The organism is Pseudomonas mendocina (assembly GCA_037482215.1).
Lineage (GTDB): Bacteria > Pseudomonadota > Gammaproteobacteria > Pseudomonadales > Pseudomonadaceae > Aquipseudomonas > Aquipseudomonas mendocina_E.
This window is the reverse complement of the sequence record CP148074.1, coordinates 2,607,188-2,633,157: the sequence shown is the minus strand read 5'-3', so window position 1 is coordinate 2,633,157 and position 25,970 is coordinate 2,607,188. Positions and strand designations below refer to the sequence as shown.

At 55.7% G+C, this 25,970-nt stretch carries 19 protein-coding genes; 1 reads left to right on the top strand and 18 read right to left on the bottom strand.

The features are described from left to right. Window positions 1-13: 13 nt before the first annotated feature. The 18 genes from hisC to WG219_12070 form a co-directional block, all read right to left on the bottom strand. Window positions 14-1,147 (bottom strand): histidinol-phosphate transaminase, encoded by a 1,134-nt coding sequence (gene hisC / locus WG219_12155; GenBank protein WXL24105.1) that lies wholly within the window; start codon window positions 1,145-1,147, stop codon window positions 14-16. A gap of 13 nt (window positions 1,148-1,160) precedes the next feature. After that, complete coding sequence (locus WG219_12150) at window positions 1,161-2,555, bottom strand: MATE family efflux transporter (protein WXL24104.1); 1,395 nt, start codon at window positions 2,553-2,555, stop codon at window positions 1,161-1,163. After that, window positions 2,549-3,550 (bottom strand): hypothetical protein, encoded by a 1,002-nt coding sequence (locus WG219_12145; GenBank protein ID WXL24103.1) that lies wholly within the window; start codon window positions 3,548-3,550, stop codon window positions 2,549-2,551. The genes WG219_12150 and WG219_12145 overlap by 7 nt, the downstream gene beginning before the upstream one ends. Before the next feature lie 34 nt (window positions 3,551-3,584). Then, window positions 3,585-4,955 carry an alanine racemase gene (locus WG219_12140; protein ID WXL24102.1) on the bottom strand — a complete coding sequence of 457 codons (1,371 nt, stop codon included), beginning with the start codon at window positions 4,953-4,955 and terminating at the stop codon, window positions 3,585-3,587. Between the two features lie 154 nt (window positions 4,956-5,109). Further along, window positions 5,110-7,272, bottom strand: coding sequence for a TonB-dependent siderophore receptor (locus WG219_12135; protein ID WXL24101.1), 2,163 nt, complete (start codon window positions 7,270-7,272; stop codon window positions 5,110-5,112). A 378-nt stretch (window positions 7,273-7,650) separates the two neighbouring features. Continuing rightward, window positions 7,651-8,700, bottom strand: a complete 1,050-nt coding sequence (locus WG219_12130; GenBank protein WXL24100.1) for an acyltransferase family protein — start codon at window positions 8,698-8,700, stop codon at window positions 7,651-7,653. A gap of 63 nt (window positions 8,701-8,763) precedes the next feature. After that, window positions 8,764-10,170, bottom strand: coding sequence for a lipid II flippase MurJ (locus tag WG219_12125; GenBank protein WXL24099.1), 1,407 nt, complete (start codon window positions 10,168-10,170; stop codon window positions 8,764-8,766). A gap of 1 nt (window position 10,171) precedes the next feature. Next, window positions 10,172-11,602: an O-antigen ligase family protein gene (locus tag WG219_12120; protein WXL27997.1), complete on the bottom strand. Its 1,431-nt coding sequence runs from the start codon at window positions 11,600-11,602 to the stop codon at window positions 10,172-10,174. Between the two features lie 2 nt (window positions 11,603-11,604). Beyond that, window positions 11,605-12,708: a glycosyltransferase family 1 protein gene (locus WG219_12115; GenBank protein WXL24098.1), complete on the bottom strand. Its 1,104-nt coding sequence runs from the start codon at window positions 12,706-12,708 to the stop codon at window positions 11,605-11,607. Then, window positions 12,699-13,907, bottom strand: a complete 1,209-nt coding sequence (locus tag WG219_12110; protein ID WXL24097.1) for a glycosyltransferase family 4 protein — start codon at window positions 13,905-13,907, stop codon at window positions 12,699-12,701. The genes WG219_12115 and WG219_12110 overlap by 10 nt, the downstream gene beginning before the upstream one ends. Before the next feature lie 7 nt (window positions 13,908-13,914). Beyond that, window positions 13,915-15,246 carry a cellulase family glycosylhydrolase gene (locus WG219_12105; GenBank protein WXL24096.1) on the bottom strand — a complete coding sequence of 444 codons (1,332 nt, stop codon included), beginning with the start codon at window positions 15,244-15,246 and terminating at the stop codon, window positions 13,915-13,917. Then, complete coding sequence (locus WG219_12100) at window positions 15,243-16,424, bottom strand: glycosyltransferase (GenBank protein ID WXL24095.1); 1,182 nt, start codon at window positions 16,422-16,424, stop codon at window positions 15,243-15,245. Before WG219_12100 ends, WG219_12105 begins: the two co-directional genes overlap by 4 nt. After that, a complete protein-coding gene (locus tag WG219_12095) occupies window positions 16,424-18,409 on the bottom strand; it encodes an exopolysaccharide transport family protein (protein ID WXL24094.1) in 1,986 nt (661 codons plus the stop codon). The genes WG219_12100 and WG219_12095 overlap by 1 nt, the downstream gene beginning before the upstream one ends. A 14-nt stretch (window positions 18,410-18,423) precedes the next feature. Beyond that, window positions 18,424-19,191 (bottom strand): polysaccharide biosynthesis/export family protein, encoded by a 768-nt coding sequence (locus WG219_12090; GenBank protein ID WXL24093.1) that lies wholly within the window; start codon window positions 19,189-19,191, stop codon window positions 18,424-18,426. Window positions 19,192-19,220: 29 nt separating this feature from the next. Continuing rightward, a complete protein-coding gene (locus tag WG219_12085) occupies window positions 19,221-20,132 on the bottom strand; it encodes a glycosyltransferase family 2 protein (GenBank protein WXL24092.1) in 912 nt (303 codons plus the stop codon). Further along, complete coding sequence (locus tag WG219_12080; GenBank protein WXL24091.1) at window positions 20,132-21,595, bottom strand: mannose-1-phosphate guanylyltransferase/mannose-6-phosphate isomerase; 1,464 nt, start codon at window positions 21,593-21,595, stop codon at window positions 20,132-20,134. Before WG219_12080 ends, WG219_12085 begins: the two co-directional genes overlap by 1 nt. A gap of 616 nt (window positions 21,596-22,211) precedes the next feature. Further along, window positions 22,212-22,622, bottom strand: coding sequence for a PA2817 family protein (locus tag WG219_12075; GenBank protein WXL24090.1), 411 nt, complete (start codon window positions 22,620-22,622; stop codon window positions 22,212-22,214). A 79-nt stretch (window positions 22,623-22,701) separates the two neighbouring features. Continuing rightward, window positions 22,702-25,149 (bottom strand): acyl-CoA dehydrogenase, encoded by a 2,448-nt coding sequence (locus WG219_12070; GenBank protein WXL24089.1) that lies wholly within the window; start codon window positions 25,147-25,149, stop codon window positions 22,702-22,704. A 144-nt stretch (window positions 25,150-25,293) separates the two neighbouring features. Between WG219_12070 and WG219_12065 the strand changes: the two genes are divergently transcribed. Beyond that, entirely contained in the window at window positions 25,294-25,953 is a 660-nt protein-coding gene (locus WG219_12065; protein WXL24088.1) for a transglutaminase family protein, read from the top strand. Window positions 25,954-25,970: the final 17 nt, after the last annotated feature.

The window sequence follows — 25,970 nt, the reverse complement described above, 5'->3', positions numbered from 1 at the left end:
CAGTGAGTGATGTTCAGATGCTTCGTTTAAGGCTCAGCAATGCCTTCAGAAACTGGTCGTTTTCTTCAGGTAATGCGATGGAGGCGCGGATGAAGGTTTCATAGCCGGATTCGCGCCAGGCTTTGACGATCACACCTTGACGCAGCAGGGCCTCTACAACGGTTGTGGCCGGGATATGGGTGTCGATAAACAGGAAGTTGGCGTTGGAAGGAGCTACCCGGTAACCGTGGGCTTCTAAGGCGTGCGTAAGACGGACTCGCTCTTGGGTAATCAATGCGACGCTTTGGCGAAGATGGTCAGCGTCGTCCAGTGCGGCGAGGGCTGCCTCCTGGGCCAGTTGATTAACGTTGTAGGGTGTACGGACGCGATGCATCGCTTCAATGATTCCGGGATGTGAGGCAATGCCATAGCCCACGCGCAGGCTGGCCAGACCGTAGGCTTTGGAAAAGGTCCTGAGGACGATCCAGGGACGTGATTGTGCCGCTAGTATGTCCAGCGCCTCGGAGTATGCAGGGTCAGCTTCTGCATATTCGTGGTAGGCCTCATCCAATACGAGCAAGCATTCCTCAGGGCTAGCCTGGACAATCTCTTGAAGTTCATGCGCAGAAAAGACCGTGCCGGAGGGGTTGCACGGATTACTAATGAAAATGAGCTTTGCAGGCAGCTGGAGTGTTTTACGCCACGCCTCGAGGTCGCATGAAAAGCGGTCGGTCAGGGGCACTTTGAGGACTGTGGCCCCCATCATCCGTGGGAAAGTTTCGTGCAGGCTGAAGCAGGGGGATTGAGTGACGACTAAGTCCTTGGCATTCAAGAAGACTTGGCACAGCAGCTCTAGGATGTTCTCCGAGCCATTACCAAGAATGATCTGTTGCGCCGGGTATTTATGTTTGTCGGCGAGCGCTTGGCACAACGCTTTCCCGGCTGGGTCAGGATAGCGACCCAGGCCCTCAAGAAGACGACGCTGTAGCGCCTCAAGTGCCAGCGGAGAAATACCGAGTGGGTTCTCATTGTTGGAAAGTTTTACCAATCTCTTTGGCTGGTATTTGAGGCGGATTTCTTCTGGGTCAGCGCCTGGGTCATAAGTGGGTAAGGCCGTGATAACAGGGCGGGTCAAATGATGCAGTGCTTGACGTTCGGGCGTACGCATGCTGATTCCTTCCTCATTGTCCGCTGGCGGCAGGTGAGGTTTCCTGCCGCCGAAGGTCTGTGATGCGCTGATGAAATGAAACGCCCAGCAGAACGGCTGTCGCGGCCAAACCGATGGCTTGACCCATCCAAACGCCGTAGATGCCGAAGCCTGTCAGAAATCCAAGCAGGTATGCGCAGGGCAGCCCGACAAGCCAGTAGCCGAGCAGGGAAATGCGAAATGGGCCGGCGGTATCGCCGGTGCCACGCAAAATACCGTTGCCTATGTTCTGGCTGGCATCAAAAATCTGGAGTACTGCGGCAATCAGCAGGCCTGAGACCGCAAGGCTAAATGTGGCTGCATTGGTGCGTTGATCGGCTGAGATAAACCAACTGACGAGGGTGTTCGGTACAAGCAAGTAGGGCACTGCAACAATCAGCATGCTTGCTACGCCGAGCCCGATGGCGATGTAACCCAGTTTTTTCGCGCGAGCGTAATCAGCAATCCCACAGGCTTCACTGATGTGGATTGACGCTGCATGTGAGATGCCTGCCGAGATCATGAAAACGATATAAATGATCTGGTTTAGCACCGTTTGAGCGGCCAACGCCTCGACACCCAAAAGACCGATTAGCAGCGTCAGTACGGTGAAAAATCCTGCTTCGGATGCATAGGTTCCGGCGATTGGCAGGCCGAGCTTCCAAACATCACGTACCGCTGCGGATGACCACCGTAGCTCAGGCAGGGAGAAATACGGTGCCAGCCGTTTGTTCTTGATCACCACGATCAGGAACATCAGAAACGACAGTAGAAATACCACCGATGTTGTTAACGCAACGCCAATGAAACCCAGCGCTGGCATGCCAAACTTTCCAAACACCAGGCTGTAGTTCAGGAAGGCCGTCAAACCGATTGATATCAGTGTGATCGCCAGTAATGGGCCAGGGTATTTGAGGCCTACCGTGAAGTGCCTAAGGGTTTGGAACCACAGGCAGGGCAGCAAGCCGGGGGCTGCGAGCAATAAGTATTCGAAGGTCAAGGCTGCGATATCCGGCTCTTGGCCAACCCAGATCAGGGGTTGTTCCAATGCCAGTAAAAGCACAATGAAGGCCAGACCAGAAACGGTCGCCCAAAACATCCCTGCTACAAGTAGCTGGCGTATACGGGCCTGGTCGTCGCGGGCTTGTGCTTCAGCAACCAGGTTGCTGACACTGGTTACCAGGCCGGTGCCCATCGTTCGCAACTGGTTGAACAAAGCAATGGCCAGGCCGCCAGCTGCCAGCTCTCGGGCTCCAAGGCTGCCCAGCACAATGATATCAATGGTTGTTACGGCTACATGCGCGAAGTTGGTCAGAATGAGGGGTAAGGCAAGCCACCAAATTGCCCGGACTTCACTGTGCCAGCCGCGTTGTTGGGTTGTGCTCACCATAGCTTGACCCTCACACCGCGGTTCTGCGCCAGAGCCAGTTCCGCCAGATACCGACCCAGGGCTACATCGGTGACAACCATGCCGCTGTTGTAGGCAAACACCACATCAGTTGGATTACGTCGTGCCAGTGCTTGGCCGCTGAGGATGTCGGGTAGTTCTGCATCCACTGGAGGAATGCTGCCGTCAGCCTTGCACAAATCGCCGCAGGTGACTTTCATCTGCTCGATATCTGTGGCAATTCGATAGTCAGCCTCATGTAAAACGTCAGCGTCGATACCGTAACCCAGCAGAATGGCGACGGCTCCGGGCTTCATCCAGGCCCGATGAACTTGCAGCTTTGAGGTGAGCCCTGAAGCACCGATGATGATGTCTGCTTGGCCTGCAGCTTGTTGTAGGTCCTCTACATCCTCAACCTGACGCTGCGGATATAACCGGCTGACTTCAGCCTGTACAGCCTTTACCCCATCACGATAGTTGCCATAAACCATCAGGCGCTCAAGCCCCGGTAAGGCGGCAAGCAGCATTGGCAACGCAATCTGCCCCTGAACCCCGGTGCCGACCACAAGCGCGGATTTCGCCTGCGGATGCGCCGCACGGGCCATTAGTGCTGATGTGGCTGAGGTGCGCAGAGGCCCAAGTTTGACAACATCCATCATGGCGATTGGTTCGCCAGTGCTGTCATCGCACAGAAAAATAAATGAGTGAAAGCGATAAGCGTCGCGGTTACGTTGCGGGTCGAACTCGTACACAACCTTGAACCCGAGTGTTTGACTCGAACCGTCGCGACCAACCATTGAGTAGCCAATTGAGCGTTGATCAGCAGGTTGAACAATGGTTTTTAGGGGATTGATTGATTCGCCAGTGCGCAGCGCGATGAGAGCCTCTTCAACGACCTTGAGTACGTGCGTGTATTCGGTGCCCAAGACTTCCAAGTCGGACTGTGAGAGCAACCAAAGTTCCCCTTTATTTCCATATCTATGAGCGGAGTGCTCCATGGCATTCGCCTCCGTTTGGCGGTTTAAAGCAGGCTTAAATATCGTCCAGTCGCCAGTGCATCGAGTGGTCGTGCGGGTCGAGTTCAATGACGACTTTTCGGGGAATCGCTGCGTCGTGGAAAGCGGACTCGTTAGAGTCCATTTGATAGCCCGCCGTGTTGATGTAAACGAGCTTTTCACCAGGCAGAACAGGGCGCGAAAAGGGGACTTTGCGCCAACTAACCATGTCGCTGTCCAGGCAGGTAGACCCGCCTACGCAGGCATTGAAGGCTGAGCCGCAGGGCTCTCCCAGTAACACAGGGTCAGGCAAGTATTCGCTGTTAAACCATTGTTCGGAAAGACTCAGGCTGCTGCCTTCAACGGTGATGATTGAGTAATCGCTGCGTTGTTTACTGCCCAGAATGTTGAACAAGGTCAGCCCGGCCTGATCCAGTAGTGCGCGGCCTGGTTCAATAATCAGATGGATACCGTTGTGACGCAGCTTGTGCGCCAGACTCCCTTGCTGGGTGGGGGCTTGAAGCAATGCTTCCAGCGCGTTGGCTCCGGCAATCTCACTGCCGTAGGGGTAGAAACCTGAGAATGATTTATTGGCGTGGTAATGAGTGCGATGGTCGTGTTGCAGGAATCGGTTCCAATGCTGGGCAGAAACATACTGGACCGGTAGCCCGCCGCCGATATCGACTCGGTTGCAGGTGACGAGTCCCAGTGCTCGTGCTTGGAGGCATAAGTCGATAGCCCGGCTGGTACAAGTCGCTCGCTCGGCAAGGCCATAGCCACTGAGGTGGAAGGAGAACCCTTGCAGCTCGATGGTCGAAGGATTGGCAAGGCACAGCAGGACGCTCTGATTGAGCTCCTCCTCACTGTGGCCAAACCGGCTCTTGGCCTCACTTTCCGGGCGCCAACGTAATAAAGTCCGCGCGCGCTGGTTCAGGTTTGCAGCGATCAGCGTCAGGCGCTGCAACTCATTTACCGAGTCGACTGAAATCAGGCACCCGTGAAGCAGGGCTTCTTTAAGCAGGCGTTCTGGCTTATCCGGCCCAGACAGGCCTATGCGATCGCCCCGTACACCGGCGCTGAGGGCTTTGCTGAGTTCGCCACTGCTGGCGACGTCGATTCCACTATGGCGTTCGGCTGCTGCACGGGCAAAACAGTCTGCCTTATTGGCTTTTTTGGCGAAAAGGATGGTGCTTTGCAAATGGTGTGTGTCGAGCACACGTTGCATGCGCGCTAGGTTCTCATCGAACACCTGAGGCAATACAACATGCAGCGGAGAGCCTAACCCTTGCACCAGCTCGTTGAGTCGGCGGTGGTGTTCGCCCAGTAAACGGCCTATCAATGGATGCTGGTGGGCAGGAAGAGGTTTGCTCACTGTAGGTGGAGAAACACGACCTAGGTCTTCACGCATTTCACAGTTCATGGCTGCACCCAATGCACAGGTTGAGGCTCGCTGATGTTCACCAACGGGCTGTTTAGGGCGAGGTTCACCTCTGGGAGAGGATGGGGCGGGGCGATAACCGCTAGGCGTTTTCGCATTGGCTGCCCCTCGGGTCTGTACGCCGCTAGAAGCTGAACTTGGTTGAGAGGAAAATCTCCCGCCCGCGCCCAACCTCAAGGCCGCCGCTGTAGTAAACGCCGGAGTAGTAGTACTTGTTCGTCAGGTTCTTGGCTTGCAAGCGGAATGTGGTGGGCACGCTTTCGATTTTTGTCTCATAGCTAATGCCTGCATCCCACAGGCTGTAGCTGGAGATATAACCGCTGTTTTGCGCATCCACAGGACGACTGCCGACGTAACTCACTGTACTGTCGACTGACAGCTGAGGAACGGATTCGAACGCGTAGCGCGCCCCCAGTGCGCCTTTCCAACGGGGCACACCCTCACTGCGTTTGCCACGGGTGGTGTCGTCAGTTACCTCCTTAAGCTCTGTATCCAGGTAGGCTGCGTTGCCCATCATGGTCAGGCCTTGGGTGACTTTTGCCGTGGCGTTAAGCTCAACGCCACGGTGCTGGAAGCGGCCATTGCTGACAAAGTCGTTATTGAGATTCAGGTAGCTGGCGTCGCGTTTAATTTCAAAAACGGCCAAGCCCACGTTGAGACTGTCATTGAGATCCGCTTTTAAGCCTATCTCGTACTGCTCTGACTCAATCGCATCCGTAGGGTGGTTAGCATTGTTGGCGTTGTAAGGGGCGTAATCGCCTTTCTCGAAGCCTTTGGAGTAGCTGATGTAGGTCATCAGGCTCTCAACAGGGCGATAGATCAGCGCACCGGTCGGAACAAAGACACTCTCGTCTTGAGGCAGCGCGCCTGCAGACAGGTCGTGGGCTTTGTACCAGATATAGCGCCCGCCAAGCAGGACCTGAAACTGGTCGGTTAGCGTGATCAAGTCGCTGGCAAACACTGAGGTTTCGCGAATGCTGGATTTAAACTCGGTGTCATTTTCATGACCGAAATGCCAGCGATCAGGTTGAGTAGGGTTGCGGATATTGCCGACGGATATATCGCCGACGCCTATGTCACCACCACTTTCCACAAAGTCCCAGTAGGGGCTGTTGTCATGGAATTGTCGGTACGAGGTGCCGAAGAACAAGTCATGGAAAATGCTGCCGGTTGAGATTTTGCCTGCCAGATAGGTTTGCAGTGACCAGGTGCTGAACACCTCCCCACGTGACTGGTACAGATCCGCGTAGCCGATATCACCATTGGGTTGAATATCAAAGAGGTCTACGTAGCCCCCGTGGCGCTCAACGCGGGAGTAGTTGGCCTGCGTGACTGAGGTCCAGTCATCATTGATCAGGTAGTCGAACTTGGCCTCCAGGTTAAATGCCTCGGTTTTGTGGCGATACCAGGAGGGCGAAAGGGCGTCGCGGCGATCAACATGGGGCGGCCGAACATAGCTGGAAGGATCCAACGGATTGGCCCGCTTGCTTTGATCCGCCCGCAGGATTGGGTCTGACATGGCGCTCTTCCAGGCCCAGTCGGTATTCAGCTGCAGGAGGGCGCGGTCACTGAAGCGGAAGTCCGTGGCCAAACCCACAAACTTGCGCTCTAGATCACCGAAGTGGTTGAAGTCGCCGATCTTCTCGTAACCGGCATTGAGCCGGTAGCCAATGGCATCATCGGCCAGACTGTTGCTGGTATCCACCGCCACGTAGCGTCCCAGCAATGACGTGCCTTGTAAGCTGACTGTTGTGAAGGGCTGCAGGGTAGGTCGCTTGGGGATGTAGTTAATGGTTCCGCCTGGCGAGTTGAAGCCATACAGAAACCCTGACGGGCCTTTGAGTACGTCAACGCGCTCGACCAACTCCAGTGGCATATCGTAGTGCGGCGCCAAGGCCAGGCCGTCGCGGCGAATTGTGTTGAAGTTATCCATCGCAAAGCCGCGCAGGCGGAAGTTATCGAAGCCGCCGCCGTATGAGGAGTTGAGCACTGAAGGATCAAGCGCGAGTACATCCTTGACTGTACGCGGAGAGGTTTCACTGATGTGCTTTGCGCTGTAGCTCTGAATCGCAAGGGGGACTTCCATGGTGTCCTTAGCCCCGAACGCTCCGGCATTGACCTCAAAGGCATTGTTCAGCGGAGCGGTGACCGTCACTGCACCCAGATCCATGACTTCGGCTGTTGGCTCATCATCTGCATAAGCCGGATTGAGACCGATTGATGCAGCAACCACACTGGCCAAAAGGCTGTGCTGCAAAGGGCGTTGGGGTGTCGCTCGAACACGCATGTGAATACCTTCTTTCATTAGCGATTAAGAGGAATCAGCGGGAGTTCGGCTTAAGGAGACTTTCCATTCTCATGCACCTATCCCTGTGCTAAATGCGGTAATTGCCACTACCGCTAGCTGTTATTCTTAAAACGTTATAATGTAACATTATCGAATGCAACCTTTTCTCATCGAACAGGCGTTGATATGCCTAAAGCTGTCTGGAATGGGGGGTTTAGCTGTTGAGTAGCACGCCATTGATGACGGGTTACAGGGGGGGAGACGACAGGAGAAATACGCGCAATGCCTGTGTTCTTAAGGCAATGCGCGTTGGGTCAACTCAGGTGACTGCCACAGTAAAGGCCCAGGGGCTTTTCTGTGGCAATGCGTGTCTCGCGATTAAGAGGCGGGCCGCGCGGCTTTACGGACGGGAAACGGAAAGTACAGCGCCCGCAGCAGCGCCACACGCTTGAACACTTCCGCAATGATCAGCGGAACCACCACGGCGATGACGAAAGCGACTCCAGCGGCTGCCGCCTCAGGCAGGCCAAGGTGTTTGAGTAATGCAAAGCTCTTGTGCTGAATCTCGCCATGGAAGATCAGCAGAATCAGGGTTGACTGGCCAATGTATGTCATCAGCTTGCCCAGCCAGTTGAGTTTCATCATCACCCCAGCCAGCGCCCAGCAGATATAAACTCCGCTGAGTGCCTGCACGGTCGTCAGCAGCCAGTGATCGTAACGGCGCTGAGCCAGATCCATCACCACAGGTTGGTAGGCAAAAGTAGCCGCGGTGATGGCAACGGCAATCAGCAATGTCACCACTGAGCTGCGGTGGCTACGCAGAACATCGCGCAATACATACCCGAGCATGAAAAACGCGCTGCTGATCAGCGTCACATCGATGCTGAAGGGCAAGCCTGGCAGTAGATAGTGCGTGCCGCCAAACGTCACCGGCACTTGCCAGAAAGCTTTTAATGTCAGAATGCCCAAGCCAAGCAGCGTTGCCAGCAGCAGGCAGCTTGATGTCAGCGACAATTCCAGGCGTTTGATCAGGCGCAGTATCAGCCACGAGAACAGCAAGGCTGCCCAAAAGTGCGGGAGAAACCACAACGCCTGCCAGGGCAGAGTTTCAACACTGGCGTAAAGCACACCGCCGATGTCAGGCAGCAGTGGCTGGCCACGGATCAAATCCCGCACGATGACGTAGCCGAGCATGGTCACGAAAAACGGCTTGAGCAATGCATCAGCCTTGCGCACAGCCATTTCTACGAAGGGCTGTTCAGGTTTGAACAGCACGCCGGATATAAAGAAGAACAACGGCAGAATAAAGGCTGATAGCAGCGGGTAAAGCGCCTCGGGTGACTGTGCGACAAACCAGCCATGCCCAAACACGATAATCAAAATGCCAATGCCGCGTGCGACATCCATTTGAATCCAGCGCTGTTTCAACCTGTTATCCCCACATTCCACTTGTGCAAAAAATTAACGCTTATGTGCCCTGTTACCGTTGAGCTACTGACGCCATGGCCGTAGCCACATGGCTAATGTCCCCAGGGTTAATGCCCCCATGGCAGTTGCAAGCGCGAGCTGCAGCCAGATGTTTGTGATTGGCAAGATGAGCAGTGCCGCCACGGTTAGCAGTCCGGCGCTGAGCAGGCACAGACGAGGCCAGTGCACTAAATGGGCTAGTTTCAGCCGATGTATCAGAAGTGCCGCGGTGCAGATAACACCAGCTGTGCTGGCCAGAGGAATACCGCTCAAGCCAATGGCAAGCGGCAAGACCAGTAACAATCCAGCGTTCACCGCGCTGCCTGTTAATTCGCAACGCAAAGGCAGGCGTGTGTCACCATCGGCATAGGCATAGCGGGCAAGCAACGCGTTACTGGCACCAAATACCAATGGCAGCGCAAACCAAGCCAGCAGATTAGGTAAAGGTGAGCCTATGCCTTGCTCGGGCAGCAGGAGTGTCACAAACGCGGGAGCTGCAGCCACTAGACCAACTCCGGCAGGCAGCGTAAGCAGGATGGCTGATTCAATCCCGCGCTTAAGACTGTCCAGACGCTGACTGCCCTGGCGGCGACTCATCATACTGAGCAGCACCTGATTAAGACTCATCAGGGCAATCATTGGCAGATTGATCAGCTTGCGCGCTAGGTTGACCCAAGTGACGGCGCCTTCGCCCAGCAACGAGGCTGCGAGGCGTTCAAGTAGCGTCAGTCCTTGGCTGGCAGCATTGCTGGCAAGCAGCGGCCCAATGCGTTGTGCCAGTTCACGCAGCTCGTTACCTGGCGCGCGCAGCTGCCATGGGCGCCAGCCTTGTGTCCACACGGCTGGCAACAGGACCAGTGGCATCAACAGACTGCCCAGTAAGCAACTCCATGCGAGGTGGGTAGGATTACTGTTAGGCCCAACAACGGCCAGATATATGACTGGCGGCAGGTTAAAGAGTAGCGACCCCAAACCTGCCAGGAAGAACTGTTCACGAGCATGCAGAGGAATAGTGAGAACAGCATGCAGCATCAGCCCGGGCATACACCAGACCAATACCTGCAAGTTGCTGGCCGCCTGTGCAGTTGCGGTATCCGTTAAACCTGGGCCGAGCAGTTTGACCAGCCAGGGGGCCGCCACATAAATTGCCGTGCTCAGTGCCAGTGCAAGTCCGAACAAGCTGGGAAGCATGGCAGACAACCATTGCATTTGTTGTCTGCTTTGCCGCTGAAGAAAAAGAGGCAGTGCCGCCGCGCTGAGGAGCCCTCCGGCCAGTGACATTCGCAAGGCTTCAGGCAGAAACAAGGCAATGAGAAAGGCATCGCTTTGTTGGCCAGCGCCCCAAGACGTCACCAGTAGCAGCTCACGGGCAAAGCCCAGGCACAGACCTAGCAAGGTGGCAAATGTGAGCCAGAATGCTGATCCGAGCATGTCAGGAGAGACTCCCAACATCATGCAGGAAGGGCTGTTTGCTCACGCGCTTGGGTTGTGGCTGACGGGAAGGGAAGAGACGTCTCGCCTCAAGTAAGTTAATCCCCACCAGCAGCCAGAACAGACCGATCATCACCACTGCGAAGCTGAAGTAGTGGTCAAACAAACCACTGACTAGCGCTGAGAGAATGCCGCAGGTACTGCCCAACCAGATGGCGTTGTCGCGAGTCAGGACAATCGGGCCTTTTTCAGGCCGCGCTTCACGCCACCAGCGCCATGTCACAGCGATGTACAGCAGCATGCCGATAAAGCCGACTTTGTACATGAAGTTGAGCCACAGATTGGAGATCCCCATGAGATTGGTGCCCGGCACCGGCGGGTCGACTTTGAAACCGATGCCAAGCGGATAGCGGGCGACGGCATCTGGGAACATCCGGTACTCGTCGAATCGCACCTGAGTACTGGCGTTCTGCGTCGAGAAAATAGTGGCCAGGCGCTCCTGTAGGGGCGGGTAGCTGAGCACCAGCAGAACCACCAAACCGGCGCCAACCAACAGCATACGGCCCGTATGTGGAACCTTGCGCAGGGACATCCAGAACAGAATGGCTGCCAGGCTGAGCATGGCTCCGCGTGAACTAGCCAGCAGAATGGCGGCGGCACCCAGTACTGCCACTGACAAGCCAAGCCCGCGGCGCCAGCCTTGATTGGCAACGCCATAACAGAAGGCCAGAGGGAGCAGGAGCGCCATAATGCCGCCAGTGGCATTAGGGTGCATCCACGGCGAGCCCATACGCGTGGCAAGCGCTTCCAGGCCAAACTTGAGCATGTCCAGGTTGCCGTAGTTGAGCAGCGTGAGAATCGGCCCCATGCCCGATGCGGAGCGGTAGCGAATGAACACAGCAATGGACATCACCAGCATGGCCAGCGTGCCCACGAGCATCGCTATGACCACCGTTTCACGGGTTTTAGGCTCGATCAGCAGACGGTCGGCCAGGAACACGATCGACAGATTCAGCAACCAACGCAGCCAGCTTGAAAAACCGCTGCCCTCAGCCTGAATGCTGACTTGGCCCACCACAAATGGCACCACTGTAAACAGCATCAGCCACAGCAGCATACGCTCCGTAGAGCGGTAGCGAAGTGAGGTCACCGGAGGCAGCTTTGACAGAAACAACTGCCACATGACCGCTCCCCAGGTGAGAGCAAGAATGGCCTCGCTCACTGTGGTGCGGATACCGACATTGATGGTGGAGTAGGGCGCAAAAGTGGCGACCAGCACAAACAGCAGCAGCCCCCACAGCGGGAAGCGCAAAACTGTCACGGCGCCTGCAACAGCAATGATCCCTGCTGCAGCTTTCGCAGGCGAAAGCAAAAGTAGTGCAGCACCAAAGGCCAAGCCTGCCAAGCTGGCAGCCAGATTACCGAGGAAAATTCTCACCGCAGCTCCTCGATCAGTTCAGCCAGGCGCTTCTGGTAAGCCTCATGGTTGAAACGGGCGGCCCAGGCTATCAGTTCTTGACGATTGTGGTGTGGCGGTGTGTTGGCTAACTCAAGCATCAGGTTGTGCAGCGCGGCCGAATCGGTTGGCGAGAATCGTGGTGCCGACGGCGGAGTGATTTCATCCAGGGAGGTGCCCGTGGCTACCGCCACGGGCGTGCCGACGCTAAGGGCTTCAATCACAGGCAGGCCGAACCCTTCGGCGTAAGAAGGTTGCCACAGGCGCTGCGCTTTCAGGTAAAGGCTGTGCAGGTGAGCATCATCCAGCCCGCCCAATGCTTGTAACCCTGGCAGGTTGCGCTGAGCTTCAGGCAAGTGTTCAAGACTGCCCACCAGAACCAGTGCCGGTACATCGGCAGACTCGGCTCTGGCTTGCTGCCACACATTAATGAACCAGGGAACGTTTTTGCGCAGCTCTCGGGTGCCCACCAGCAGCCAGAAACGCTCAGGCAGCGCATAAGCTGAAAGGTCTGCCGGCTGGCCTGTGAATCCGTTGACCTGATTCGGCAGGACCCTGAGTTTATGAGCCTGCCGCGGAAACAGGCGGGCAGCTTCATTCGCGCTGTACTGCGAGGGTGTCCAGACCCGGTCGGCGGCATGCATTGAATAGGCAATCGACAGGTAATCAGTGATCCGGTAAAGCAGCGCTTTCCAGCGGTTAGCGTGGTAATTCTTCAAGGTGATCTGGAACAGATCATGAATCAGCAAGGCATAGCGGACACCAGAGGGGCGTGGCGGAAGCGGTAGGCCCATGTTGAACGTACTGATGTACAGGTCGATATTGTTGCGCCGCAACGCGCTGGGCAGGTAACAAGCTTCGAAACGCAGACGCTGGTGTGGTTGATGCATTGATGTGGCCGGGCAAGCCCATTCCGGGCAGTGCGCATTTTGGCGAATTGAATCACCCTCCGGTGCCACGGCAAAACGGCTGACACTGCAGTCGGGCAGTGCCTTGAGAGCATCTTCGAGGGCGTAAACCTGGCGGCTGATACCCGACTGTGGGGAGGTGCCGACGGTTCGGTAGTCCAGACCTATGCGCATGCTGTTTGATCCGCGTTCAGAGTGGCATAGACCTGTTCCAGCTGGGCAGCTGCCACGCTCCAGTCATGATGTTGACGTGCATAAGCACGACCATTTTCGCCCATTCTTTTCGCCGTCTCAGGGCTGCGCAAAAGCTGCACAACAGCCTCGGCTAATTGCTCTGGGGTTTCGCCCGCGAGATAGTCCTGTCCGGGTTTAAGCGCCAGGCCGGATGCGCCTTGGGCGGTTGTAGCCAGCGGCAGGCCAGCGGCGAGCGCTTCCAGCACTTTGAGCTTTGAGCCGCCGCCATGGCGCAGTGGCGCGAGAAATACCGAGCTGGTCGACTGCAGCGCTAGCAAGTCTGGAACAAAGCCCTGCCATTCGATGCGAGCGTCTGGCCAACGCTGCGCCCATTCTTCGGGCAGGGCATAACCACAGACACTCAGGCGGGCGTCAGGGCATTTGTCCCAAATAAGGGGCATGATTTCGTCCAGCATCCATTTAGCGGCATCCACGTTAGGAGCGTATTCGTAGTTGCCAAGGAACAGGATGCGTTGTTGCTCAGGCGCGGGTTGAGCGCCGGCGAAGTAGGAACAGTCAACGCCATTGACCACAACAGGCAGTTTGCGGCCGAGCATGCTGCCTAAACGCTGGGCGTCTTGTTCGGTAACCGCAATGACTTGCGCCGCTTGCTGCATCACTCGGCGCTCCCAGCGCCGGTAACGCCACTGGTCGTAGTGGACAAAGGGCTTCAGCCAGGCGGGCATGTTGGCATAGGTCGCGCTGCCAAGGGATGACTCCACGTTGTGTTCGGTCATGACGAAGGGCTGCTGCTTTTCACGCAGCACCTTTTCATAAGGCTGAAAGGTATAGCTGTGTTCGATCTGGACGATGTCCCAGTGTTCTTGCAGCAGATCACGGGCAGCGTGCTCCAACCCTTTAGACAACCCGTTGGTACTGGTGAGCAGAGGGTAGGGCGCAAACAGAGCGGCAGCGATTGTTTTCAGGCTTCGCAGTGGGCGACGCGGCAGGACAATCAGGCGCTCAAGCAGCGGCTCAAGTGCTTTACGCTCTTCGGCTGTCACCGGTTGCTTACTGTGCATCAACAAGGTGATACGGTGCCCGCGCTGTGCAAGGCTGCGCAGCAAATGGTATTGGCGCGTTTTGCCGCCGCTGGTGGTCGGCCAGGGGGAATAGGACAGGATCCACAGAATACGCATACGTCGCTTACTCCCAGACCAGCATTTGCAGGCTGGATTTAACGGGAACCTGTAAGCCTGTCTTGCCGTTAAGCTCGGTAACCTTGCCGCTCAATGGATCGTGCAACGTGGCTTTGCTCAATTTGGGAAGGGTCACTTCGCCCCCTTGAGCAGACCAGAACAGCCAGATATGGCGGCCATCTTCGCGGGTCCAGCCGATACTAAAAGTACCTTGGGGCAATTGTTCGGCCACAGGTGGATCGGCAGGTGTCAACTTCGGCCCGGTCACCTTGAGGAAGCGTTGCAGGGCTAGGTAGACCGGTTTGGGGTTGGCATCCAGATCCAGCAGGCCGTAGTCGCGGTCACGCACGCTGGCTCGGTGATCGAGATCACTCAGGGTGAAGAGGAAAATCCGGTCGTAATCCAAGGCGCTCATCAGGGCCAGACGGCGTATGACGTAGTCGGCCTGACCGTTTACGCCGATGATGTCCTGAGCCTCTTTCGGCCCTTTGTAGGCGGACCAGCCCCATTCGGTACTCCAGATTTCCGGAACACCGCTGTTACGCAGGGCTTGGTTTACAAAGTTGGCTTTCTCAATAAAGTCCAGCTTGGCGGGATCGTTGCCTTCCGGGAGCTGGGTATAGGGATGGTAGGCGGCTACAGTCCCCAAATGCTGGGCGCCAAGTTTGCTCAGTTCATCAAACATGGTCTGGCCGTTTGGCATTTCACTGAAAAATGCCATGCCTGCCGCGACGACAGGCTTCTCGGGTTGTACTTGACGCAGTGCAATGGTGCTGGCTTGCAGCAGCTCAGCATAGCCTTTGGGGTCCGCTTCGGGGCGCCAAAAGCCGATTAGGTTAGGCTCGTTCCAAACCTGCCAGGCTGCGACACTCGGGTAACGGTCTGCGAGCATGGCCATGCGTTGTGCAAATACAACCGGGTCTTGCGGCGGAAACTGATCCTGAAACGGGGATGATTTCGGAGCCGTAGTGATAAAGCGTGCTGAACCGACAAGATAAAAGAGTGTGTTCAGGTCGCGCTTTTGCAGGTCTTTGACCAGCACATCCAGGGCTCCCATGCGGTAGTCGTCTTCGGCGACTTCAAGCCGATCCCAGTGCAAATCAATTCGAACCCAGTTGAGGCCTAATGCCTCAAGGCGGTCTATCTGTTTTTGGTAACGCTCGGGGCTAAACCAGAGGAACTGGGTATTAACGCCTAGAAAATCTTTCCAAACGACCTCGCGAGGTGCCTTAAGTACCTGAATCTGAGCGTCAGCCTGTTTTCCCAACAGGGTTGAGAGGATCAAAACCAAAAATATCGCCAGCAAGGCGAAGAGCAGTACGCGGCTACGGGCTTTCATGCGCGGTGGTCCATCAAGGTACTGAATATGTCATAAAAGTGTCGGGCAGTATTGGCCCAGAGCCGTTCCGTGCCAATTGCCTGAGCGCGGTCGGCCCAACCTTGGGCCAGCTCTGGGGCTTTGGCAAGCTTGAGTAGTTCCTCGGCCAACGACGCCACATCACCCTGGCGGAACAGACTGCCATTGCCGTGCGAGACCTCTTCAGCAAAGGATCTGGCGTTTGAGGTAATGGCCCCGCGGCCACAGGCCGCAGCCCAAGACAATGCCCCGCTGGTTCCACGCTGGCGGCCGAGGAGTGATAGCTTCTTCGACTCGCGGTACGGCAATACCATGACGTGATGGGCCTGAATGGTCGCGGCTATCTCTTGCGCAGGCAGATTGAGTTTCCAGTCAATTGCATGGGTCAAATCGAGTTCGGCTATCTGCTGTTCGAGTTGCTGCAGGTAGTTAGCTTTACCTGCGAAGGCCATCTCCGCTGAGGTGCCACCGGCGAGGGTCAGCCGGACACGTTGGCGCAGCTCAGGCTGGGTCGCAAACAGGTTGGCCAGAGCGTGGATTAAGTCCTCAATGCCTTTGCCGCGATAGATGAAACCGAAATAGAGCAGGCGCAGTGGTTCCAGTGGGGGCAACGGCGCTGCCGGAATGGGCAGGTTGCCGTGGTGAATAACAGCGACTTTCCCCGGCTCCAGTTGCATGCGGTGTGAGAGGCACTGAGCACCGGTGTTAGTCAGCGTTACGATGCGGTCCAGGCTGCGGGCCAGCTGGCGCTCTTCACGCAGGGTCAAAGGGTCTGCTAGAACAACAGCTGCCTGAGGCAGCGGGCTGGGCAGGCGCTCGAGCAAGGTCAGTGGCCAGGGCAGCTGTTCTCGCCGCCAGACGATGCGCTCCGGGTCATGCACGGTCGCAGTCATGGGCACACCAGGCAGGCGCTTACGCAGCTCACGCAGTGCTAAAAACTCCGTGAGCCTGCCGCCGCCAAGTTCGGCATGGATGAGGTCGATGCCTTCCCAATCCACCGAGTTCAGTACTTGGCCGACATTACTGCCGCTGACAGCTTTACCTTGGAGCGGGGTTACGACCTCAATACCCAGTGCCATTAATGCTTGGCGAAAGTTATTGGCGTAGTCGGCGATCCCGTTCTGTTCCGGTGGCAAAGGCGCCAACAGAGCAATCCTCATCAAAACGCGCTCCTGTAACGGGCGATTGTTTGCAGGACTTTGCTTGGTACTTCGAAACGGCGGCGGTTAATGATGATGCCATCGACCTTGCCAAACGCTGTAGTCAGAATGTACAGGGCATTCTGAATCACCGGTACAGTACTCTTCTGGGCTTCAACGACCAGTGCGATCAGGTCGGCCTGACGCAGTTTAGTGAATGCGCCGCTGCTGCTGGTCAGGGCGGGTGCATCTAGCAGGACGACTTCACCGGGTTGAGCGGGGCCACCATCCACGCGCACGCGCACACCATTTTCTTCCAGAACCTGTTGCAGCTTGCTGATGATGAAGCTGACACCTTCGCCTGGGCGAGCTGAAACCAGGCCCAGGGTTAGACCGGTTTTCTCTATCTGGGCATAGGGCAGCAGGCTGTAGAGTCGATAAACACTGGCTGTGAAGGCATTGCTATGAGCTTCTCCTTTGTCCTGCTCAGGAAGCGTACTCCATAGCGGCAGGCCGAGTTTCTCCTCAGTCAGACCACCATCATGGATGCGCTGGTCGAGCAGGTAGCACAGATAAACCACCAGCAGACCTACGGCCACACTGAAGGGGAGGGCAAGGAATAGCATCAGCAAGGTTTTCGGGAAAATCCGACCTGGGTTGTAGGTGGCTTCTTCGATTATCGAAATATTGCTGATCTGGCTGTTATCCAGCTCACGGTCAATCCGAGATTTTTCCAAGCTGTCGACATACAGCGCGTAGTTGCGCTCGGTTGCGCGCAGCTCACGGTTAAGGCGCTCGATCGTCGGCTCCATTGCCATCGCTTCGCGGCGTTGGCTCTCAAGTTCTTTGAGCTGCTTTTCCTGTTCTCTGAGCTGGCTTTTCAGGGCGGCGTTGTTGCTGCTCTCATCCAGCAGCACGCGTTGCAGGTGGATCGACAGGGTGTTGGGTGCACGATCTTCAGAGCTTTGTACGGTATCCCCCTCAAGCTCGACTTCTTTCTCCAGTGCTGCGATCGAGGCGTTTAGCGCCAGTACAGGTGGCGCATTATCCGTGTAGGTGCGCAGCATGTCGGCACGTTCAAGGCGCTTTTGGTTAAGCAGGCGGCGCAGGTCTTGTTGGGCAGGGTTGAGAGCAATCTGGCGGACCGTGACGACTTCGCCCGGCAGCCCTTTGAGTTGCTTGCGGGTGCTTTCCAGCGCGCTGTCTGAAGAGGCGATCAGGCGAATTGTGTTAAAGCGTTCGCCGCGCAAAATGTTGATGCGCTCGGAAAGGTCTTGAAGGCGATCTTCAATACTGGCGGCACCTAGCTTGTCGAGGTGCTGGAGAATTTGATCTTTGAAGTCTTTGATCTGGGCTGCTGACTCAGCCGTTTGGTTTTCATAAAACACGTACAGGCTCTTGCGACCCAACGCCTGCGTGCGTTCTTGCAGATAGATATCGACCCAGGCTTTGACGACAGCTTGAGCAACTTCAGGCTCACTCCAACTGAAGCTGATTTCCATCACTGTGGAGCCAGGCTCATGAGTGACCGAGAACTTCTTCTTCAAGTCTTTAGCCAGACGTTCGAGTGCTGTGGTCTCTTCGATGATGCCGAAGGTTTCCAGCGTCACGCGAATACCGTCAAAGACCGCGCCAATGCCTTTCTTCACGTAGAACTTAGTGCGTTTCCACAGGCTTTCAGGTGGTGGCTGATTGGCCAGCACTTCCAGATAGCGTTCGGCAACCTGGCGGATGATCGGGCGGCCGGTCAACATCAGCTCTTCATCAACGATCGGGTCGCGTTGAGTGCTGGGCATTACCAGTGTCTGACGGTCGCTGACTTCAATTGGCAGGGTAGAGTCACGTCCGGGCTTAACCAGCAGGCGGGCTGTGGACTCGTATTTAGGAGGGAGCAAAAACGCACCCAACACAATAATGACCAGTGCGCTGATAGCGGCCAGGCGGAATTCACGCTTGAAAATGAACAGCAGCCGCAGCAAATCACGAAAAGAACGAATTTCAATCATGGTATTGCTGCGCCTTAGTTGTCGTTAACGGTATAGCTGAAGCCAACACCCATGGATTTGGTGAATGGCAGCAGTTGGTTGAGATAGACGTCGACCCCTTCAATCCGGTCGCCGACCATGGATTTGGGCACGAAAATGATGTCGCCGCGCTGTAACGGAAGGCTTTTGCGACCTTCTGGGCCGGTGGCCAACAACTGGCTGAAATCAAGGAAGTAGGCGTTGTACCGACCGTTTTCGTCCTCGCGTAGCAGGGCGACGCGGCGAGCGTCACCCACTGGAAGGATGCCGCCAACACCCATGATGGCTTGCTCCATGTTATTGGCGACTGGAATGGGCACAGCCGATGGGTTACGAACCGCACCACCGACAAAAACGGTATTACCGGGGGCCTGGTTGATATTTACGGTCACACCTGGCTCTCGGTAAATGCTGGCCAGTTTGGTGCGTAGCTCGTCGGCAATTTCTTGTGGGGTACGGTTAGCGGCCTTTACCTGTCCGATGAAGGGGTAGTAAAAGCTGCCGTCAGTTAGCACGGTATATAGGGTCAATTCATAAATGGTGCTGGTGTTGATGGCCGACAAGGTCGGCATTTCACCTGAGTCCCGGACAATTCTGAGGATATCGCCAACACGGATGCGCTCAAGGGCCGGCGGAAGTTTGGCCAGTTCAGTTAGTGCCAGTTTGCCTTGGTCGACAGTATCGCTATCAGGCACAGGAATGCGCGCCGGCGTGTTGCAAGCAGCCAGTGCCAGCAGGGCAAGCATGAGTAGTGGACGCTTCATGTGGGGATACTTCCTCAGGGTTGTAGCCTTTATTTCCAGTAGCCCGGAAACATGCTGATACGGCGTTTAAAGGACAGTGGCAACTTGTGCTCGGTCTGGCCGAGACGGTAGCCGACTAACTTGAGAACTGTTCGCATGATTGCTTCAGGTATGAGATGTATGGCACGTGCCTTAATCAAAGTCCTGACTTCCTGAATGAAATAGCGTAAGCCTTCATTCTTGGCGTCGCCAAAGGTCTGGCGAATCCAGCGTTCTCTTCCATAGAAGACGCCAATGTCGAAGTAGCGGCGAAACTCTTCCAGGAGGCTGTAGTTGTGGGAGTGGTGTACTTCTGCATTAGCGGCATAGCGCACGGCATAACCCTTGAGTAGCAAGCGAGCTGCCACGTAGGCATCTTCACTGCCAATGACATCTTCAGGAAAACCGCCCGACTTCTCCAATGCATCTGTCCGATAGGCCGAGAAAGAGTCTGAGCTGAAGCAGGTTTTGATGCCCAGTTCGTCAGAGTCTTTACGCCGCTTGGTTCTGCTCTGTTGCGGGTAGTTAAAGTGGCGCGATTGTGCGCTAAGAATATCGGCACCCTTGTGCGGCAACTGTCGTCCATAGGCGACGCCAATATCCGGCTCAGAGCAGAGTGACTCCAGTAAATTGGCAAAACTGTCCGGGGAGGCCGGTATGGCGTCCTGGGTCATGTAGATCAAAACATCGGCGTTGACCTGCTGGCTTGCCCAGCGTCGGGTGCCGCCATGGTTGAATGTTTCAACGGGAATGACTTCGACGCGCGCTCCAAACTCACGGTAGCGAGCAACTGTGTTGTCGGTGGAGCTGCTATCGACAATGAATATTTCGTCTGGCTGACGGGTTTGGGCTGCCAGAGCTGGTAATTGGAGGTCGACATGGGGACCCGCGTTGCGGGTGGGTATGATGAGGGCTACACGCATTATGCTTGCTCCACATCATCGCCAGGCGCGCGGCCATAGACATCATCAAAGCGTACGATGTCATCTTCGCCGAGGTACTCGCCGCTCTGAACCTCAATCATCACCAAATCAATCAGTCCTGGGTTGCTCAAGCGATGCTTGTGCCCAGCAGGGATGAATGTGGACTCATTGGTATTGAGCAGAAATTGATGTTCACCATTGGTGACCTGAGCGGTACCACTGACTACGATCCAGTGTTCGCTGCGGTGATGGTGCATTTGCAGCGAGAGCGAGGCTTCTGGTTTAACCACAATACGTTTGATTTTGAAGCGACTGCCTTCTTCAAGCACTGTGTACGAGCCCCAGGGGCGACTCACCGTTGTGTGCAGTTTGTACGCATCGTGGCTGCGCTTTTTGAGCTCTTGAGCGATAAGTTTCACATCTTGCGGACGCTTAGCATCGGCAACCAAAAGGGCGTCCGGGGTATCAATAATCAAAAGATCGTGAATGCCCAACCCGGCCACAAGGCGCTTACGGGAGTCGATATAGCACCCGCTCACATCATGGAGAATGGTCTCGGCGCGGATTTGGTTGCCGTGCTCATCGGCCGGAAATACCTCACGCAGAGCCTGCCAGCTGCCAATATCGCTCCAGCCGATGGAGCAGGGTACTGCGGCGACTTTTTCCGAGTGCTCCATAACTGCGTAGTCAATAGACAGGTCAGGAGCCTGTTCGAATGCAGAGGCATTCAGTTCGCGCTGTTTGAAATGATCGCCTGACAACTGGCTGCCCTCAGCCAAGGCAGCTTGAGTGGCCTGAAGAACTGCAGGCGCGTAGCGTTCAAGCTCTTGAAGCAGAGTGCCTGCCTGGAAGCAAAACATTCCCGCATTCCAAAGATGGCGGCCGCCTTCTAAATAGGATTGGGCGGTGGCATGGTCAGGTTTTTCGACAAAGCATTTGACTTTAAAGCCGTTCCCCACCGGCTCCCCTTGCTCGATATAACCAAACCCGGTTTCAGCTCGCTCGGGAGTGATTCCAAAGGTGACAAGGAGTCCCTGCGAGGCCAATGTTCGTGCCTGCCCAACTGCCTTTTTGAACGCGGGCTGATCCGTAATTAGATGGTCAGCGGGGAGAATCAACAGTTGGGCTTGGGCGCCGTACCGTTCCTCAACATGCAGAGCTGCAGCTGCAATAGCGGGGGCCGTGTTGCGGCCGAATGGCTCCAGCAAGAACTCTTGCGCAATGCTGCTCTTAATTTCGCGGTAATGATCAAGAGTCTGAAAAAGTAATTCACGATTGGTGACTGTGAGGATGCTGCCAATGTCAGCTAGCGCTGAAACCCGCAAAAGGGTTTTTTGCAGAAGGCTTTGGTCGTCTTCCAAGCGGATGAATGGCTTGGGCATGCTTTCACGGGAAACAGGCCACAGTCGCGTGCCTGCACCACCTGAAATAATGCAGGGAATAAGAATCGCGGCAGTCGTCATGCAGTGCGTCCTTGCTTATCGCTGGGCCTTATTTAGGCCCACCATCCATGGTTAACCTGTTATCAGCACATCCGTCGTTCCGAGTGCTAAACATGCCATCGCCATAGTGAAGGCGTGACAGAGTTCGAAGCAGCGTCACCAACGGGTGAGCCACTTGAAATCAAGTCTCCAATTTAAGACGAAGTTAAAACGACTAGTGGATTGTGGATGGGGGCATTAACTGCCACCTAGATACAGGAGTTAAGTGTTGCGGGTCGTCACTTGTAAAAATCGCAGCGTCAGAAACATGTGGCCAAAAATACGTCACATGATGAATTTTGTTTTTGACTTAAGTCATTTTTACGTCGTTTAGAGTGACTTTTACATGAGTGGGATAAAGGTTGCTAAAACGTTGGTGCTGTTTTCAATGTGCCAGGTGTTACCACAGCTGCTCAAGCGCTTGGGGCTTATCAGCCATAGGCCAGTTGTGGAGCGGGCAGGGCTAATTGAGGTGATGCTGAGCTCATACGGTCGTAGGCTCGTCATCTATTGGGGCAGGGAAAAGTTGAGCCTGCTGCGTTATCCCTGCAGGCTCAAGGCAATTAAAGAGTCGGAAGGCATTCAGAACTGCAGCTTATCAATGCTTACTGCCTTCAGTTGGCATAGCCAGCAGTTGTTTTTCCATGTTCCAGTCGAAAGGCTCGTCGTTTTCTTCTGCCTGGAAACGGCGTTCTTCGAGCGTCTGGTACATCTCGATTTCTTCGTCCGGCATAAAGTGCAGGCAATCACCGCCGAAGAACCAAAGCAGATCCCGTGGAACCAGATGAGCAATCTGGGGATAGCGTTGGAAAATCTGGCTGATCAAGTCCTGGCCCAGATACTGACTCGTGTCCGGGTCGTTTGGCAGGTCGGCGAGCAGTTCATCAAAGCGCTCAAGGAACATGGCGTGGCTGTCATCCAGAATCTGCTCGGCTTCACCCAAGGCCGCCAGGATGGTGCGCACATGCTGTAGCAGGGAAAGGTGATGTTCGAGGTGTGGGTTGGCCATGGTGCAGTCCTGTAGGTAAAACGGGCGGGCAAGTATAAAGGCCGCGCCGCCCGCTGTCCTGTTACTCGCCTTGATCTCGTCAGCGAACCTGACCTGCGTGCAGACTCAGCTCCTCTTTGCTGAAATCGTCGACATCAATCACTCGGCGGCGAGCCGCTTCGGTCTGTTTCAGCGCGTGAGCTTCCTGCTCGCTCAGAACGCCTGCCAGTTGTGCCGCTTCGATGAGGGATTGTTCTGGCTTCGGTGCAGCTTCGCCGGATTTAATCGCTTTGTGAAGTTTGCGATTCAGCGCTTTGCTTTCCTGCAAAAGATTGTGAGCGTGTTGCAAGGCACCAACTGCATCGGTTTCCTGTTTGGGGCGGTAGCAGCCCGCAAGTATTTCCTCTAGCGCAGCATCACCGGCGTTACGGCCCAGCACAGCGGCAACTTCGGCATCCAGTTTGTCGTTTGGCCCTTTGTGCATGCGTCCCAAAGGTAGAACGAGCAAGCGCAGGGCGCAGCCAATCGGTTTGTTTGGAAAGTTATGCAGTAGGCCTTCAAGTGCCTGTTCGGCCTTGCTGAGGCTCTCTTCTAGTGCCCAGCGTAGCAGCGGTTGTGAGTGTGCCGGATAGCCCAGGTCGTGGTAACGCTTAAGGGCGGCGGAGGCCAAGTAAAGGTTGCTCAGGACATCACCGAGTCTAGCTGAGAGCCGTTCGCGGCGTTTCAGCTCGCCGCCCAAGATCATCATGCTGGTATCTGCCAGTAGCGCAAAAGCAGCAGCAAGGCGGTTGAGTGCGCGGTAATACGGGCGGCTGACATCATCCCCCGGTACTTTGCTAAATGCACCGAAACCTAGGCTAAGCAGCAGGCTGCTGGCGGCATTACTGATGGCGAAGCCGATATGTTCCAGCAGTAGCTGGTCGAACTCCTCCAGCGCTTGGTTCTGATCCTCCAAGGTGGCTAGTGACATTTCCTTAAGTACAAAAGGATGGCAACGGATTGCACCCTGGCCGAAGATCATCAGGTTACGGGAGAGAATATTCGCCCCTTCAACCGTGATAAAAATCGGCGCGCCTTGCCACGAGCGGCCAAGGTAGTTGTTTGGCCCCATGATGATGCCCTTGCCACCGTGCACATCCATGGCGTGGCTGATGCACTCCCGGCCGCGTTCTGTTAGGTGGTATTTGAGGATCGCTGAGAGCACGGACGGTTTCTCACCCAAATCAACCGCGTTAGCGGTGAGAATGCGGGCGCTGTCCATCAGCCAGGCGTTTCCGCCTATGCGCGCCAGAGCTTCCTGAATGCCTTCAAACGCTGACAGGGGTACATTGAACTGCTCACGGATCTCACTGTATTGGCCGGTGGTCAGGCTGGTGAATTTGGCGGCGCCAGTGCCCACCGCTGGCAGAGAGATTGAGCGGCCAACCGACAGGCAATTCATCAGCATCATCCAGCCTTTGCCCAGCATATCTTTACCGCCAATCAGGTATTCCAGCGGGATGAACACATCCTTGCCGGAGTTCGGCCCGTTCATAAACGCTGCACCCAGCGGCAGATGTCGGCGACCAATTTCTACGCCGGGAGTATCAGTTGGCACCAGCGCTAGGCTGATGCCGAGTTCTTCCTTGTCGCCCAACAGGTGTTCTGGGTCATAGGCCTTGAAAGCCAGGCCTAGCAGCGTGGCGACCGGTCCAAGGGTGATATAACGCTTCTCCCAGTTAAGGCGTAGGCCGATAACTTCTTCACCTTGCCATTGGCCTTTGCAGATGACACCGGTATCGGGCATTGCGCCAGCGTCAGAACCAGCCAGTGGGCCGGTGAGGGCAAAGCAGGGGATATCGTCGCCACGGGCTAAGCGCGGCAGGTAGTGATTACGTTGTTCGTCGGTACCGTAATGCAGCAGCAGCTCAGCCGGGCCCAGTGAGTTGGGCACCATGACAGTCGAAGCTAGGTCGCCGGAGCGGGTGGCTAACTTCATTGCAACTTGAGAGTGTGCGTAAGCCGAGAACCCCTTGCCGCCGTATTCCTTGGGAATGATCAGGGCGAAGAAACCGTGGGTTTTAATGTGTTCCCAGGCTTCTGGAGGAAGATCCAGCTGCTGGCCGATTTCCCAGTCGCTGACCATTGCACAGAGCTCTTCAGTTGGCCCGTCAAGAAAAGCTTGTTCTTCTTCAGTGAGCTCGGCCTTGGGGTAGTTCAGCAAGGTATTCCAGTTGGGACGGCCGCTGAATAGCTCACCATCCCACCAGACTGTGCCAGCCTCGATAGCATCGCGCTCTGTATCCGACATGGGCGGAAGGACGCGTTTGAACCAGTTGTAAAGTGGCTGTGTGAACAGGCGTTTACGCTGTTGGGGTAGCAGCAGGGGAAGTGCACTGGCAGCTAGCAGCACCCAGCTAATCAGTTGTAGCCAGCCAGGAGTGTGGCTGAAGAGGGCTGTCACAATCAAATAGCCAGCCACAATAGCCATTGCCTTAAGTGGGGGCGTGCGTCGGTGTGCCAGAAAGGCGACACCTAAGAGCAGTACAAGTAACCAGAGAACAAGCATGCAAATTCCTCCATGATGATGTGCAGTACACATCCCTCAGCATAGCCACCTTGTTGGCGGCATGAGCAGTAAGCTTGGCAGAATCGTCATGGCTTGGGCTGGATACGTCTGAGTAGACTGGATTTCCAGCCTCGGAGAATCCAAATGCGTGAGTACCTTGAGCCCAGCCGATTCATTGATAGTGACCACCCGGCAGTAGTGGAGTTCGCCGAGCGTGCCCGAGGTGCGAGTGACGAGCCCCTGCAACAGGCGCTTAATCTCTACTACGCTGTGCGCGACGGAATACGCTACAACCCTTATGTATTCAGTCGGAATGAGGAAACCCTTAAAGCCAGCTACGCGGTATTAAGTGGTGAGAGCTATTGTGTGCCCAAGGCAGCGTTACTTTCGGCCTGTGCCCGCCACTGCGGAATACCTGCGCGCATTGGTCTGGCCGATGTGCGCAACCATCTTTCAACACCTCGCTTGATTGAGCTGTTACGCACTGAAGTGTTTGCCATGCACGGCTACAGCGAGTTGTTCCTAGAGGGGTGCTGGGTCAAGGCAACGCCCGCTTTCAACCTGAGCCTGTGTAAGTTATTTAAGGTTGAACCGCTCGAGTTTGACGGCATACACGACAGCGTTTTTCATGCCTATAACCAAGAGGGCCAGCGATACATGGAATACCTCTGTGATCATGGCCAGTTTGCAGACTTACCGGTTGAGCTTTTCTACAAGCATCTTGCCCACTGCTACCCGCATTTGTTTGAGGACGCCTTTCGCCTGGGAGATGGCGATTTGGCCAGTGAAGTGGTGAGGTCTTGAAGGTAATTTGCACGCTA